11 protein-coding genes and 2 pseudogenes are annotated in these 14905 nt (G+C 65.1%); 5 read left to right on the forward strand and 8 right to left on the reverse strand.

Features of this window, described 5'->3' with window-relative positions:
- Position 1: 1 nt before the first annotated feature.
- The 3 genes from AB6806_RS20810 to AB6806_RS20820 form a co-directional block, all read right to left on the reverse strand.
- Positions 2-2434, reverse strand: coding sequence for a TonB-dependent siderophore receptor (locus tag AB6806_RS20810; protein ID WP_370955448.1), 2433 nt, complete (start codon positions 2432-2434; stop codon positions 2-4).
- 124 nt (positions 2435-2558) lie between these two features.
- A complete protein-coding gene (locus AB6806_RS20815; RefSeq protein ID WP_370955449.1) occupies positions 2559-3548 on the reverse strand; it encodes a FecR family protein in 990 nt (329 codons plus the stop codon).
- Positions 3549-3594: 46 nt separating this feature from the next.
- A complete protein-coding gene (locus AB6806_RS20820; protein WP_370955450.1) occupies positions 3595-4098 on the reverse strand; it encodes an RNA polymerase sigma factor in 504 nt (167 codons plus the stop codon).
- Positions 4099-4249: 151 nt separating this feature from the next.
- Here AB6806_RS20820 and AB6806_RS20825 point away from each other — a divergent pair.
- A pseudogene (locus tag AB6806_RS20825) lies at positions 4250-4440 on the forward strand (IS3 family transposase); the annotation flags it as partial.
- Here the strand turns inward: AB6806_RS20825 and AB6806_RS20830 are convergent.
- Both AB6806_RS20830 and AB6806_RS20835 read right to left on the reverse strand, forming a co-directional pair.
- Complete coding sequence (locus AB6806_RS20830; RefSeq protein ID WP_370955451.1) at positions 4413-4916, reverse strand: type II toxin-antitoxin system VapC family toxin; 504 nt, start codon at positions 4914-4916, stop codon at positions 4413-4415. The pseudogene AB6806_RS20825 and the gene AB6806_RS20830 sit on opposite strands and share 28 nt — an antisense overlap.
- Positions 4913-5218 carry a type II toxin-antitoxin system Phd/YefM family antitoxin gene (locus tag AB6806_RS20835; RefSeq protein WP_112764270.1) on the reverse strand — a complete coding sequence of 102 codons (306 nt, stop codon included), beginning with the start codon at positions 5216-5218 and terminating at the stop codon, positions 4913-4915. The genes AB6806_RS20830 and AB6806_RS20835 overlap by 4 nt, the downstream gene beginning before the upstream one ends.
- A gap of 223 nt (positions 5219-5441) precedes the next feature.
- Between AB6806_RS20835 and AB6806_RS20840 the strand changes: the two genes are divergently transcribed.
- Positions 5442-5570 carry a beta-propeller fold lactonase family protein gene (locus AB6806_RS20840; RefSeq protein ID WP_370955528.1) on the forward strand — a complete coding sequence of 43 codons (129 nt, stop codon included), beginning with the start codon at positions 5442-5444 and terminating at the stop codon, positions 5568-5570.
- 390 nt (positions 5571-5960) lie between these two features.
- Here AB6806_RS20840 and AB6806_RS20845 read toward each other — a convergent pair.
- A pseudogene (locus AB6806_RS20845) lies at positions 5961-7015 on the reverse strand (IS110 family RNA-guided transposase).
- A 188-nt stretch (positions 7016-7203) separates the two neighbouring features.
- Entirely contained in the window at positions 7204-11259 is a 4056-nt protein-coding gene (locus AB6806_RS20850) for an autotransporter domain-containing protein (RefSeq protein WP_370955452.1), read from the reverse strand.
- An 888-nt stretch (positions 11260-12147) separates the two neighbouring features.
- Between AB6806_RS20850 and AB6806_RS20855 the strand changes: the two genes are divergently transcribed.
- The 3 genes from AB6806_RS20855 (at position 12148) to AB6806_RS20865 (ending at position 14178) form a co-directional block, all read left to right on the forward strand.
- A complete protein-coding gene (locus AB6806_RS20855) occupies positions 12148-13101 on the forward strand; it encodes a MarR family transcriptional regulator (protein WP_370955453.1) in 954 nt (317 codons plus the stop codon).
- A 326-nt stretch (positions 13102-13427) separates the two neighbouring features.
- Positions 13428-13589, forward strand: coding sequence for a hypothetical protein (locus AB6806_RS20860; protein ID WP_370955454.1), 162 nt, complete (start codon positions 13428-13430; stop codon positions 13587-13589).
- 37 nt (positions 13590-13626) lie between these two features.
- Positions 13627-14178: a transposase gene (locus tag AB6806_RS20865; protein ID WP_370955455.1), complete on the forward strand. Its 552-nt coding sequence runs from the start codon at positions 13627-13629 to the stop codon at positions 14176-14178.
- 268 nt (positions 14179-14446) lie between these two features.
- Here the strand turns inward: AB6806_RS20865 and AB6806_RS20870 are convergent, their stop codons facing one another.
- Positions 14447-14794: a hypothetical protein gene (locus AB6806_RS20870; RefSeq protein ID WP_370955456.1), complete on the reverse strand. Its 348-nt coding sequence runs from the start codon at positions 14792-14794 to the stop codon at positions 14447-14449.
- Positions 14795-14905 lie beyond the last annotated feature (111 nt).

Here is a 14905-nt window from a genome sequence, read left to right on the forward strand (position 1 = left end):
CTCACCACCGGTAGGACAGGGTCGCGTAAACGGTGCGCCCGACGCCCCAGCGGCAGCCGACAGCGGCGCAAGTGGAGACATATTTCCGGTCGAACAGATTGGTCGCGCTGACCGAGAGCTTAGTCCCCTTGAGTATCGGGCTCGCGGCGCCGAGATCGTAGTGCACGCCGGCATCGAACAAGGTCACGTTCGGGATCTTGATCGTGTTGGCATTGGTGGCGAAGAACGAGTCGACATAGCGAGCGCCCGCCGTCAAGCCGAAGCCGTTGAGCGGCCCGCTGCGGAAGGTGTAGTCGCCCCACAGGCTGGCGAAATTGCGTGGGGCGCCGGCCAGCCTCTTACCGACGGTGCCGTCATTGGCTTTCTCCACCTCGGCGTCGAGATAGGTATAGGAAGCGCGGACGCTCAAATTTTCGGCGACGGTGGCCACAGCCGAGAACTCGATGCCGCGCGAGCGGACCTCGCCCGTCTGCACTTGGCTGCCGATAGGGTGTGTCGGATCGAGATCCGCAGTCAGGACATTCTTCTGGCGAAGATTGAACACCGATGCCGTTAGTAGGGCATTCCACCCGACCGGCTGGTACTTGATGCCCGCCTCGTACTGCTCTCCCTTCGTCGGATCGAAGGCGGTGCCGGTTGCAGCCGTGCCCGCCGTCGGCTGGAACGAGGTGGCATAGCTGACATAGGGCGCCAGGCCGTTGTCGAACTTGTAGAGCAGCCCGGTATGCCAAGTGAAGGCGTGGCTGGCCTGCTGCGTCGTGACGCCGTTGACATGATTGCTGTTACTGCTGCTGACCCAGTCCTGCCGCCCGCCGAGCGAGAGGACGAAGCCGCCGAATTTGATCTGATCCTGTACGTAGACGCCGAGCTGGCGCTGGACTTGGTCGGCATTCTGGAAGACGCCCGGAAGCGGGATCAGCTGGCCATAGACAGGGTTCAGCAGATCGAGCGCCGGTGCCGCACCAAAGCGGGTGAAGTTGTCCCATTTCTTGTACTGATAATCGAGGCCGAGAATGGCCGTGTGCTGCAGCGGGCCGGTCACGAAATCGGCCTGCAGTTGGTTGTCGAGCGTGACCGTGTTGAGGTTTTCCTTGGCCATGTAAGCTTGGCGCTGGAGTGTGCGGTCGTCGGCGGCTACGCCGATAACCTGAGCCTCCCGATAGTTTAGGTCGATATGGCTGAAGCGCAGGTTCTGGCGGAACTTGAGAGTGTCGTTGAACCGATGCTCGAGTTCGTAGCCGACGGCCGCCTGGTTAAAGTCGAAACTCTCGAAATTGGGCTCGCCAGCGAAGAACGAGCGCGGGATCGAGCCATATCGATTGGGATAGAGCGTGCCGCGCAGCGGCAGGATGTTCCAGAAGCCTGCCTTGGGATCATGGAGATAGCTGGCGAGAAGCGTGAAGGACGTGTCCGCCGTCGGCCTCCAGGTCAGCGCCGGCGCAATGGCGACACGCTGCTGGTCGAGATGGTCCACCTGCGTGCCTGTGTCGCGGGCGATGCCGGTGAGGCGGTAGAGCAGCTTGCCTTCCGGGTCGATCGGCCCGCTGAAGTCGAAGGCCCCCTGGATGCGGTTAAAGCTGCCGGTCTGGATCTGGACCTCGTGAAGTGGAGTCGCGGTCGGCCGCTTGCTGATCATGTTGAGGAGGCCGCCGGGCGATGCCTGGCCGTACAGTGTCGAGGATGGGCCTTCCAGAACCTCGGCCCGCTCCAGAAAATACGGGTCGACGCGTGGCGTCGACCAGGTACCGGGCATGAGGCGCAGGCCGTCGACATAGGGATCGAGCGCAAATCCGCGGGCATTCACCGGCTCGAACCGAAAGTCGGCATCGTCGCTGAAATAGACGCCCGGCGCGTAGCGGACGGTGTCGCGGACGCTCTGCGCCTGCTGTGCGGTCATCTGCTCGCGCGTGATAACCGAGATGGTCTGCGGCGTCTCGAGGAGCGGCGTGCCGGTCTTAGTCGCGGTGGCGCTCTGCTGAGCGACATAGCCATTGACGGGGCCGCCGGCGACCTCGCCCTGGACGTCAATGGTGTCGAGCGCGATCGCGCCGCCGACATCGGCCGCCCCGCCGGCCACGGGGCCCGTGATCGTGACGGTGCTGGCGTTGGTGAAGCGGTAGTTGAGGCCCGACCCGCTAAGGATGCGCGCCAGCGCCTGGCCGCTGCTCATCGCGCCCTCGGCACCGGGCGATTGCTTGCCGCGGACCAGATTGGCGTCGAAGAAGAGCTGCACACCGGTCGTGCTCGAGAACGAGATCAGCGCCTGTGCAAGCGGCTGCGGGCGGATGTTGAAGCTCGCCCGCGCCGAAGCGGACTGCTGTGCCGATGCCGTCATCACGGACAGCGTTGCAAGCGAAGCGCCGAAGGCGAGCGCGAAGGCGAGCGACCGCGAATTGCCGGAGCGGGAAGGATCGATGGAGTAATCGCGACGCATGAACTGGCTGCCTCTTGGCCGCCCCTGCCGGGACGGTTTCATAAGGCGCGCCTGGACGCGCCCCCGATGATGGAGACACCCGGCCGGAGCGAATCAATGAACCTCGGCCCGAAAAAATTCGATTTTAGGAAGCCGGATATACGAAGGCGACGTAGCCGGTGGCATGGAAGATCCGGATCGGCAGCGTCTCCGCGATGGTCTGGAGGGCGGCCTCGGTCTGGCGTGTATCGAAAACCGCGGTGACGGGGATCGAACCAATCCTGTCGCTGGTCAGGATGATGCGCCCGCGCCGGTAGCGCTCCAGCTCGGCGAGCACGCGGCGCAGCGGCGTGTCCTCGAAGACGATGCGGTCACGGCGCCACGCCGCCACCGACGCGAGGTCCGCCTTGCGCGGCTGCTGCAGTCCCGCCCGATCGTAGCTGACCTGCCAGCCCTCCTCTATGCGCAACGCATCGGGCGCGCCGCTGCGGACTGCGACCGCGTTCCGGGCCACTGTCACGGTGGCCTGGCCCTCCACGAACTTCACGTCGAAGGCCGTGCCGAGTGCTCTTGCCGAGCCGGGCCCGGCGTCGACCACGAAGGGCCTACCGCCGTCGGTTGCGACGTCGAAGAAGGCCTCGCCCTGGTGGAGGCCAACCCGGCGTTCGCTGCCGGTGAAGCGTGTCGACAGGGCGGAATAGGTGCCGAGCTCGACCGTACTTCCATCCGACAGCCTGAGGCTCTTGCGTTCGCCTGCTCCCGTCTTGAACTCGGCCAATAGCCCAGATTTCTGGGCGATATAAACGGCAGCGAGGCCGCTTGCCAGGACGAGCGAGCCAGCGACGATATTCCGGCGAGAGAGGCGCGTGGGCGACTGCCGCACACGATCGAATTCGGGCTGCACCACGTCCAGCCGCCTCCAGATCTCGGCCGCCCGCGTCCAGGCCTCAGCATGGTCGGCGCTCTGGGCGTGCCAGATTTCGAATGCCCGCCGATCGCCAGTCGTCGACTTCTCGTCGCGCAGGCGCACGAACCATTCGAGCGCTTCCATCAAGATCGGGTCTGTCGCCTCTCCCTTCATGCGCCTTCCAAGATTGCCTCGCGAGCCCTGGCGATTCAGAAAGCCGGAGCCCATACGTCTATAATACCCGAGGGCTCGAAAGAACGAACGATGCTCCGCTCTACCGTACGAAATGCCGGTCGAGGTCCGCCAAGGCGAGGACGATGTGGGAAATCACCGTATTGCGCGAAATGCCCTTCCGGTCCGCGATCTCGTCGTAGTTCAGGCCCTCGAACTTATGGAGAACGAAAACCTCGCGCCGGCGTGGCGGCAGAGCCGCGATAGCCTCCATGACGCGCCGCAACTCCGAACGATGCAGCACGACGAGTTCGGGCGAGGGCCGGCTGTCGGGAACGGCGTGGAACTGCTCGTCCCCCAGCTCGACCTCACCGCGTCGGCCGATATCCCTAAGGTGATTGAGCGCTAGATTTCGTGCGGTGCTGGTGAGATAGGCAGGACGGTTCTCGATATCCTTCGCGTCGAGCGCGGCCAGCAGCTTCTCGAACGACTGATGCACGAGGTCTTCCGCCGCCTCGCCATTTCCGACGAGCCGTCTGATGATGCGCTGCAGCCGCAATCTCTGGGAGAGATAGAGAGCAGAGATATCGAGCGCTTGGGTTTGCATCCAGGGAGAAGGTCCTAGAACTTCGACTGGCTCGGTTGGCCGCCCGTTTCCGCTACGCCAGTACGATGAATCAAATTATCGTGCAATAACAATAGTTTATATTGCTTCTAAGCTGATTGGCCCGCCCGCTGAAGCCTTGGGGGATGTCGCTATAGCGCGCAAGAAGCATAAGCCTGAAGAGATCGTCGCGAAGCTGCGAAGGTGGACGTGTTGTCGTCGCAAGGTCGGCCGGTTGCCGAGGCGATCCGCACGATCGGAGTGATGGCCTTCATCTGTTATGGTTGGCGCAAGGGGTTCAGCGGCCTGAAGAGCGATCAGGTGAAGCGCTTGAAGGATCCCGAGAGCCTTCGCGTCTTGCTGGTGCGCGGGCTCAATGGGAAATGCATTGCGTCGTCATTCCACGGGTCGAACACGCTTGCTCCGGAGGGCTTCGCGTCCCTCACATTACGCGTGACCAGATAGAGATCATGGTCGATGGCGCATGCGGCGAGCAGCGTGTCGATCACCGGCGGCGCATGTCCGCTGGCCCGTTTCACCTCACCGGAGATTCGCCCCCAGCGCCGCACAACGTCGTCACCAAGCGCAAGCACACGCGGCCCGAACCGTTCGGCGAGCGCATCGCGCGCCGCGATGTAACGCGGCCGCTCGGTGTAGTCCGCGGGTAAGTCGTGGATGCCCTTATCGTACTCGGCCAGGGTCAGCACACTAATATGGAAAGTGTCCTCGTCCTGCCGGGCGGCCCAAGACTTCACCGATGGCGCGCCTTTCGGATTGATCAGAGCGGCGACGACATTGGTATCGAGCAGCCAGCCCTTCAAAGCTCGACATCCCGCCCGCGATCCGCCTCGCGTTCCAGGTCGAGGCCGCCGAGATGCAGGCTTTCCATGAACGCGACGAAAGGCGGGCGAGGTTTCGCTGGCGCGAGACGCTCGAACTCCTCGACGCTCATGACGACGACGGCGTCCTGGCCCCGCACCGTCACGTGCTGCGGGCCGTCCTCCCGGGCATGGCGCACCACCTCGCTGAAGCGGGCCTTCGCATCCTCGAGCTTCCAGCGTCCGGCCGCCGCTCGGCCGCCGGATGCTTTGCCTGTCCTCGCACGCTCTGCCTGTTTGCCCATCGATTCATGCCTAGTCAGCTAGTCAGATAAATAGCACGCGGCTCTGCGAATTTCCAGACCGCGGCGATGGGAGCGCGGCCGGGAATGGCGCGCTGGCGCGGCCCGCCCCGGACGGCGGTCCTGCCGGGTCGGGCGAGGCCGCGCCGTCCTCAACTGCCGTTCCGGCCTGTCTACCCCTACGTGCAGGCACGCCGGTACTCCGGTCGGGTGCGCGGACCGACCTCTGACGCCAGCCGACAATTTCACCACCGAAACGCAGCCGCGAGGCTTAAATATCGGCCTGCGGGGGCGCTCTCTAGTCGCGGCGGGCCAGAAGTCGAATTCTGCGACGCTATACGCCATCGACCCGTAATCCGATGCGATAAAGGAGCTTTAGAGAATCGTGCTCGGCAAGACGAAAACCGGTCGAGATCATCGACTTTCCATGATCGACTACACCGGAATTGAGCGGTAGGTTGCCGGCCAATCCGAACGTCCTGTGTGGATGGCTCCCGCGTTGCAAGGGGGTCTGTGACGGTCTGGCGTGCTGGTCGGGTACAGTCTTGTGTCCGGCCTGTTAGCGCGGTCATCGACCGCTGGCCCTGATGGTTTCCGCGGACGAGGTCCCATTCTGCTTTGCGGGCTTTTACGCCCTCGACCTTTGGCGGGTTGTCCTCATCCCGGTCTGACCGGTGCGCCATCATCTCGCAGGGTCCTCGCAACCTCCTTCGCGCGGGTAGCGCGCTGATTGGACGGCTAATTGTCAGGCTGCGGTCGAGCCGAGCACCGGCATGCGGTAAATCTCGCCTCGAACCATGATGGCCCAGATCGCCCGTGCTGCCCAGTTCGCCAGGGCGACGGTGACGAGCCGGATCGGCTTGCGACCGAGTAGCGCGTTCACGCGAGGATCCGCAGCATCGGGGTGATGCTTGTTGCGTCTGACGAGCGACGTCATGCCGGTGACCAGAAGCCGCCGCAGATATTGATCGCCCATTTTGGAGATGCGACCGAGGCGCTCCTTGCCGCCGCTGGAGTTGTTGAGCGGCGTCAGTCCCAGCCAAGCCGCGAACTAGCGCCCGGAGCGGAACTGGGTTGGATCGGTGACGGTGGCCGCCAACGCGCTCGCTCCGAGCACGCCCACGCCCGGCACGGTGGCGATGCGCCGCGCGAGATCGTTCGATCGGAACCAGGCCAGCAAGTCTCGTTCGAGTTGGCGGATGCGGTCCTGGGCCTCGATCGCTTGCTCGGCCAGGGCGCCGGTCACCTTGGCGGCGAGATCGGGAACCTCAAGTTGGCGGCGAGATCGGGAACCTCAAGCGCGCTGCCGGTCACAGCGCGTCGCACGAAGGCCAGGGCGTGGGTGATGCCCTTCGGGATATCGATGCCGAACTCGGCCAGGAGCCCGCGGATCATGTTGATGAGCTGCGTACGCTGACGAACGAGGAGGTCGCGGGTCCGATGAAGCGCCAGCGCGGCCTGCTGCTCGACCGACTTGATCGGGACGAAGCGCATGGTCGGGCGCGTGACCGCCTCGCAGATCGCCTCCGCATCAGCGGCGTCGGTCTTGCCCCGCTTCACATATGGCTTGACGTAGGCCGGCGGCATCAGCCGCACAGTATGACCCAGAGCGGCCAGCTCGCGCGCCCAGTGATGGCTTGTGCCGCAGGCCTCCATCCCGACCAGGCAGGGCGCAAGCTTGCGGAAGAAGGGCATGACCTGAGCTCGCCTCAGCGCTCGTCGGGCGAGAACCTCTCCTGTTCCGCTGATGGCGTGCACCTGGAAGACATTCTTGGCCAAGTCGATGCCGACAGTCGTGATCTCCGTCGTGGTCGCTCCAAGCTCGTGCTGCGTGACAGCACCACTGTGGCGCTGCAACTCCGGGAGCGGGAGCCATCCACCCCAGCTGCTTCCGGGCGGCGGGCCAGCATCCGCAACTTGCGCGGGTGAGCTCAGGTCCGCACGACATCTGTCAGGTTAGCGAGAGTGGACGTCGAGCTTGGCCGCCCTCAAAACAGCATCTCGACGCGTCCCTTGAGGGCGTGATCGCGGGAGCGTTCACCGATGGCGGCGGAGTAGGTCAAGCCGAGCACGGCGGCCTGCGATATCCGCCAGTCGAGCCCGGCCTCGGTGACGAGCGCCTCGCGGTCGATCCTGGCGGCGAAGACCGTGGCCGGGGTGGTGCCGGCGACGAAGGCGGTGCGTGCCTGCGGGATGAGCTCGCCAAAGCCGTGGCGCCAGCCGAGCATGGCGCGGGCGAACAGCGGCACCGCCCCAAGCTGCGCCTCGCCGCGCAGGCCCAGCGTGGTGAAGCCCAGCGTCTGGTCGCTGGAGAGCAGGCGCAGGGCCGCTGCCCCGCCGCGCTCGCTGCCGGCATCCGTGCTGACCCGGATCAGCGCCAGCTGCGCGAAGGGTTCGAGCGCGAAGCCGCTGAAGGCGAGGCCATAGCCGAGCTCGGCGAAGCCTTGCGCGACCTGGCCCGGACGCTGCAGGCGCAGGAGGTCGCCGAAGCCGCTGATTGAGACCTGACGGCGGATGTCGCTCTCGCTCCACGAATAGGCCGCGCCGGCATCGAAGCGCAGGCTGCCGAAGCGGGCCCCGGCATAGAGCGCGGCATGGCCGCTCTCGAGCCTGCCGCTGGAGAGACGTGCATTGAGGTCGAAGCGCGACTGGCTGTAGCCGCCGGCTACGCCGATCTTCAGCGAAGAGCCCGGCGCGTCATGAAGCATGAGATCCGCCCCGAGCAGCGCCCCGCCGCTGCGGTGGTTGAGGCTCGCGGCATTGCCGTCGCCATCGCTGTCGCCGGTGCTGCCGAAGGCCGTCCCCCAGAGCGCATAACGCGGCGGCGGCACCGGGGCCAGCATCGTGATCACACCCTTCCTGCCCGGCAGGTCGGCGCTGAAGGCGCCTGCGACCTGGCCTGGCGCCTGCGTCAGCAGTGGGCTGCGCAGATGGCCAAGGATGGTGTCGCGCACCAGCCGGCTCTCGTCGATCATCACCGAGACGCCCTGAGCATGTGCCTCGCCCGAAATGAGGTCGAAGCCGGCGCGGGCCTCGGCCGCCGTCGCCGAGATCAGTGTGTCGTAGACCGGATTGCCGCCTCCCAGACGCTCCGCCGCGGTCGCGATGAAGCTCTGGTTGCGCGTCTGAGCGATGTAAGGGCGCTGCCCGCCGGACCCACCGCCCGTGCTGCCGCCGCCATCGGGGCCGAAGCCGGTGTCGTTGCGGGTCATGGTCAGCGTGACGTTCTGGCTGTCATAGGCCAGTGACGGCGTGAGGAAGGCGAGGTTCGAGCTGACGCCGCTGAAGCTACCGCCGACCCCGCCCGAGGCGGTCAGGATGGTGTAGTTGGTCGCCGCCGCGTAATTGCCGGTCTGCGCCAGTACCTGCACCGTGCCGCCCGAGATCGTCGCCGAGCCCGAGGCCGCGATCCTGTCGCTGCTGCCGGAGGCGTTGACCTCGACCTGATAGGTCGAGCCCGAGGCGAACGCGACATTGCCCGAGACGGTCAACGTTCCGATCGAGTTGCCCGGCGCCACCGTGCCGCCGGCATCGGCGGCGACACCGCCGACCGCGCCGGAGCCACCGAGCGTCGCACCGCTCAGCACCGTCACCGCCGAGGAGCCGAGCGAACCGTTGACCGAGAGCTTGCCGGCTTCGATCGTGGTTGCGCCGGCCAGCGCGCTCGTGCCGGTCAGGTCGAGATTGCCCGCGCCGCGCTTGGCGAAGGAACCGGAGCCATTGATCGCGTTGGCGAAATTGGCGTCCACCGGCTGGTCGATGACGAGTGCGCCATTGTTCACGATCTGGCTGACGCCGAGGCTGCTGGCCGAGCCGATCAGCGTGCCCTGCGCGATCAATGTGCCGCCGGAATAGCTGTTGGCGCCGGTCAAGGTGAGCGAGCCGGCACCGCGCTTCTGCACGTCGCCCGTGCCCGAGATCGCACCGGCGAAGGCAAAGTCGTCCGAGCGATTGAAGGCGAGCGTCCGATTGTCGACGACAGGGCCGGTGATCGAGCCCGAGGTGCGGCCATCGCCGATCTGCAGGACGCCGTCGGCGATCATGGTCCCGCCGGCATAGCTGTTCGTTCCGGTCAGCACCAGCGTGCCGCTGCCGGTCTTCGTCAGGGCGCCGCTGCCGCCGATGCCACCCGACCAGGACAGGTCAGCATCGGTCTGGACTATGCCGCCTGCGGCATCGAGCACGGCATTGCGGGCCGAGGTGAAGCTCGCCGTCGTCCTCAGCGTGCCGCCATCGAGGCTCAGGCCGCTGGCGGCCGCGCCAAGATTGGCATCGGCCGAAACCTGGAGCACGCCGCCGGCAATTGTCGTCCCGCCTGTGTAGCTGTTGGTACCCGAGAGGATGAGCCTACCACCGCCCACCTTGACGATCGCCCTGCCGTTGCCATCGACGATGGTCGAGCCGATGCTGGCGACGACCCCATTGTCGACATTGAAGGTGCCGGCTCCTCCGCTCGCCGGCGCGATCGAGAGCGTGCCGCCGCTCAGCGCATAGCCGTCTGTCGAGAATTGCAGCGTGTCGAAGCCCACAGGGCCGACAACGCTCACTGGCCCGCCCGCGCTGCCGGCGAAGATGCCGACCGAGCCGCCCCAGCCAGCATTTGCGCTGCCAGTGCTGCTGGTCCAATTGCTGCCGAAGCCGGACCAGGTGCCGGCGCCACCGTCGACGGTGCCGTTGCCGGCGGTATTGGATCCGTCCCAGAACTGCATGCTCTGTCCGGCTCCGAGCACGGCGAAGTTGACTTGTCCCGCCACAGCCGTCTCCACTTGCGCGCTGGCGATGGTGAAGCCGTCCTGGGTCGAGGTCACGCTCTGGCTGTCGAAGCTGCCGGTGAGCGTGCCGCCATAGTCGAACAGGCGGTAATAGCCGGCCGCCGCAGCGCTCGCGTCGAGCGCGCCGCCGAGCGTCAGGTTGCCGGCAACTTCGACGAGGTCGTTGCCGGTGACGGGATCGCTGCCGCCGACCACTCCCGGCGTGTTCAGCTCGAAGACCGAGGTCGAGCCGCTGTTGAGCGTCAGCGATCCAACCGTCAGCGTGCCGGGGCTGTGGTCCGCCGACATGGTGCCGTCCACCGTCACGGCCCCGGCGATGCTGCCGGTCCCGGACAAGGTCGCGCCGGCTGCGACCGTCACCGCCCCGAGCCCCGTCAGGGCGCCGTCGACGCGGAGCTCGCCGGCGGAAACCGTCGTGGTGCCGCCATAGATGTTGGTTCCGCTCAGCGTCTGCCGGCCCGCGCCCTCCTTGACGATGCCTCCCGCACCGCCAATCGAACCGGCAAAGACCTGGTTGGTCGCATTGCCGAAAGTCAGCGTGTTGCTGCCCAGCGAAACGGTGCTGCCGCCAACGCCGGAGAACGCGCCGATAGTTCGGTTGCCGAATGCTCCATTGATGTCGAACTCGGCGCCCGCGGCGGCAAGGCGGAGGCTGCCGCTCGTGGCAAGGCTGCCCGAGCCGGCCAACGCCAGCGTGCCAGCCGCAATCGTGGTCCCGCCGGTATAGATGGTGGTGTCCATCAGCGTCTGCCTGCCGGAGCCCTGTTTGACGATGCCCCCGGTGCCGCCGATCGCGCCGGCGAAGGTCTGGTCTGTTGCATTGCCGAAGGTCAGCGTATTGGCGCCGAGCGTGATGGCGGTGCCGGTCACACCCGACAAGGCGCCGATGGTCCGGTTGCCGGATGTCCCGCTGATGTCGAACCCGGCGCCTGCGGCGGCAAGGCGGAGGCTGCCGCTCGCGGCAAGGCTGCCGGCGCCGTCCAGCGCGAGCGTGCCGCCCGCAATCGTCGTGCCCCCTGTATAAGTGCTGGTGCCCGTCAGCGTCTGCCTGCCCGTGCCTTCCTTGGTGAGCGCGCCGTCGCTGCCCGAGACCGCGCCGCTGAAGGAGGAGTTCGCATTTTGCGAGCCTACGGTCAGACCCGCGCCGGTACCGAGTGCGATCAGCCCGCTGCCGCTGAGGCCGTTCACTGCCAGCGAAGAGTTCAGTTGGTGCGTCCCGTCGATCTGGAGATTGGTGGAGCTTTCCACTGCCGCGGGGTTGCTGGTCGCCAACGTTGCACCGGGGCGAACCTCGAGAGTACCGATGCTGGCGCCGGTGCCGGTCCAGGTGCTGTCGCCAGTGAAAATGAGACGCGACGCTCCCGTTATGCTGGTTGAAAATGTTCCTCCGCCGATCGTAAGTGATTGTCCGGCAATGCCGATCTGGCCGTTGCCCTCAAGACGGGAAATCCTGGCGGCCTCGTCCGATAGATAAAGCGTCGCGTCATTGTTGATCGTAAGGGATTTGGCCAAGCTCAGCGCCGCATTGAGCGACAGAACGCTCGCACTTCCAGGCTTAACGGTCAGAGCCGTCAATGTCCCGCCATCCAGGACAAGATTGAGATTGATTCCACCTGTCCCGTACCAACCATTGAAGTTGATATTGCCAGTATCCGAGGCCGATCCGAAATACACGGTCGATCCGGTCAGGAAACTGTGAAAATAGACATTCATTGAGCGTCCAGAGACGGCAGACAGACGACCGATGGAACCTGTATCCGTGATAACAAGGCTACCAAGACTGAGATTGTCTAGGGCGCGGATATGACCGTCCGTCCCGATGAACATTACTCTGTCGTAAGGGAATGGATTGTCAGTCGAAACGTTAGCGAGTCCGCCGATGTTGCCAGTAGTCTGGGAAAGCGCAGTTTCGCATACGAAATCCTTCAAATGTATAAGCAGCGTCGTCAAAATCAATGCCGCATAGAAAACCGAGCGATCCGATTTAATCAAAACGGTGCTACCGCCGCTATCTCGCCGGCTTCCTCCTAAATCCTTTGAGCGGGTAGCGATCTTTCGCATGGCGGGATATCAATTGGCTCAATCAACTGTCGTCGGGCAAACGCATCAAGGCCATGCCGACCTCACGTCGCAAAGTCCAAAATCTGCAAGCATCCGGCCATGCATGATGTTCCGGAACCGGCCACCCGTGCCGGCATGCTCCACCGCTCAATCGCGCTCCATATCGACAGAGGTCCGTGGCCTTATGCCGCCAGTCTAATCGGCCGCGGCGGGTTTCGCGATGCTTTGCGCTTGTACTGCGCCGCAATGAGCCAGCCGCTGGCAACGTCCTGGCCGGCGGACAAATTCTTCGGCCAAAAGCTGCGCTATCTCGTCTCCTTTGTTCTGATCGGTCTCGATGCGCGCTGGCGCCGGGGAGACGGCGAGGCGCCGACGCTGGCCGCACTCCAGCGTATCGCGCCAGCCAGTGCCCGGCAGATCGCGGAGCTGGTCGGCACGCTCAAGCTGGGCGGTTACCTCGTCGCGAGCCGGCTCCCGACTGACCGTCGAGCTTTGCGGTTGAGCCCCTCGATGACGCTGCTTCAGGAAATCGGCCGATCACCCCTGGCCTTTCTCGGCGCCTCCGAGCACCTCGATCCGGCTGCGTCGCCGATAGCTGCGAGGCTTCGATTGGATTCTGCGGGGCTGGCGGATTGGCTTGGAGCCTCCTACGAGATGTTTCTGCAGGAGGATCTCTACTTCGCGCCCTTTTGCAATGTGGTCGAGTTCACCGGGCAGGACTGCGGTTATCCGGTTCTGTCTGCCGTTCTTGCCGCACACTATGCCGCGTTGGCGGGCGCCGCTGCGCCGGCGCCTCTCTCCTATGGCGGGCTGGCCGAGCGATTTCGCGTCTCAAGGCAGCACGTCGGCAATATCTTTGCCAATGCAGAACGACGCGGCTGTTTCAGCGTCGACCGCGGGGGGCGCAGCGTTGCCGTTTCAGCAGGCTTTTTGTCGGAATTCGAGACCTGGGCGGCAGGCCAGATGGCACACTACCGCCTCCTCGCTGAGCGTGAATTCGATACTCCCAGCCGGATGGCTCGTTCCTCGAATGATGAGCCAAGAGCCGAATGACGTCGCTATGGGCCGAGAGCCGGCATCTCGCTTCAAAGCTGCTAGAGCATCGGATTGAAAATTGGGGATCGCGGGATTCCCTTGAGCGGGCCTTTGTGATCCACCGTTTTTTGGAGGTGGATCATGGGTCGCAGTTATTCGCATCTCAGGTCGCGGGTTGTCCGCTTCGTCGCGGGGCATTCGCGCCGGGCGGCCGCGCTGCATTTCGGGGTGAGTGAAAGCTTCGCGGTGAAGCTGCTTCGGCGTGTGTCGCGTCTGAAGACGGCGCACCCGCGCGTCAGGGGTATCCGCCCGGCAACCGGCTCGACGGGCACAAGGCCTTCCTGGTGGCGCAGGTCGAGGCCGCGCCGGACATCATCACGATGCCGGAGCTCGCCGCCCGCCTGGAGAGCGCAAGCGGGGCGGTTCTGTCGCGCATTCTGTGCCGGCTGGGCTTCACATATAAAAAAGTGCTGATGGCGTCGGAAGGCGTACGCGGACATCCGTGAGCAGCGTCACCTTTGGATCACGCGCCGCCAGCCGCAGGTGCGGCTCGAGGCGCACCGGCTCGTCTTCCTCGACGAGACCGCGATCGCCACCAGGATGGTCAGGCTGCGTGGCCGCAGCTTGCGCGGCGAGAGGCTGCGCGAATCGGCTCCCTCCGGGCACCGGCGGACGCAGAGCTTCATCGCAGGCCTGCGCTGCCATGGCCTGACCGCGCCCTGGATCGTCGACAAGGCGATGGATCGCGTCGCCTTCGACCTCTACATCGAGACCCAGCTCGCCCCGACCCTCGCCAGGGGCGACGTCGTCATTCTCGACAATCCCGCCATCTACAAGGGCAACCGCGCCGCGCCGCGCAGTGCCTCGCCGGCAGGGGCGCCTGGTTCCTCTTCCTGCCGCCCCTACAGCCCCGACCTCAACCCGATCGAAATGGCCTTCGCCAAGCTCAAAGCCCATCTGAGAGCCGCCGCAGCCACGACCTTCGACGCCCTCTGGCGTACCGTCGGCACATCTGCGATCTCATCACCCCGGCAGAGTGCCGAAATCTCTTCAGACACGCCGGATACGCGTCCGATTAAGCGTCCGAGACTCTAGCGGAAGCTGCTTGTCGGGGTGCGCAGGCCGTTGTGCGGTGCGCGCGGCGGAACCAGACACGGCAACTGTGGCTGGTGCTCCCTGCTCGACGAACCACGAAGATCGCGACCGGCGCGCTCGCCAATGAGACCACCGGGCGATATGGGTGAACAAGCTGGATGCAGGCTCGCATCGGGGCGACCTTCGGAGCGCGGCTCTTCAGCAGCCGGCAAGCTGATGAGCCGACTCCAAAGCGGCCTTGACGAAGCCCAGCAGCTCCATTCTACCGCTAAATCGCCCTGTTTCCGAACTCGTGCTCTCCACTATGTACGGCAGCCTTTTGGCAGGAGCTATCCTCTGGAGCGCGATCGAGCTCGACCAGCGCATCCATCACCTCATCGAAGCTGACGGCCCGAGCGGCGAATGGCGGATGGCGCAGTGACGGGCAAGAGGCGATCGCGCAGGCGTCCGACGCCCAGGACGAAAGGACGGCGCGCTTCTCCGCGAGCGAGAGCGTAGCATCAGCGAGCACGTCCCGGGGATGCCCGTAGTGGCAAGCTGGGTGGAAGAGCCGGTCAATGACGTCGTCCTTATTGCCGGCGCGGACCGGCGCGGTCGAAAGCATGGTTTGGCTCATCGGGGCCTCCTGTCTATCTCCTTCTGGCGAGCACGAAGCGTCGTGCGTCTGTCAATCTGGTCATCGGATGGCGGCCTTCAAGATACATTGGCTATCGAAACTCCGTCTCCT

It is taken from the genome of Allobosea sp. RCC_152_1, from assembly GCF_041360765.1.
Taxonomy (GTDB): Bacteria; Pseudomonadota; Alphaproteobacteria; order Rhizobiales; family Beijerinckiaceae; genus Allobosea; species Allobosea spartocytisi.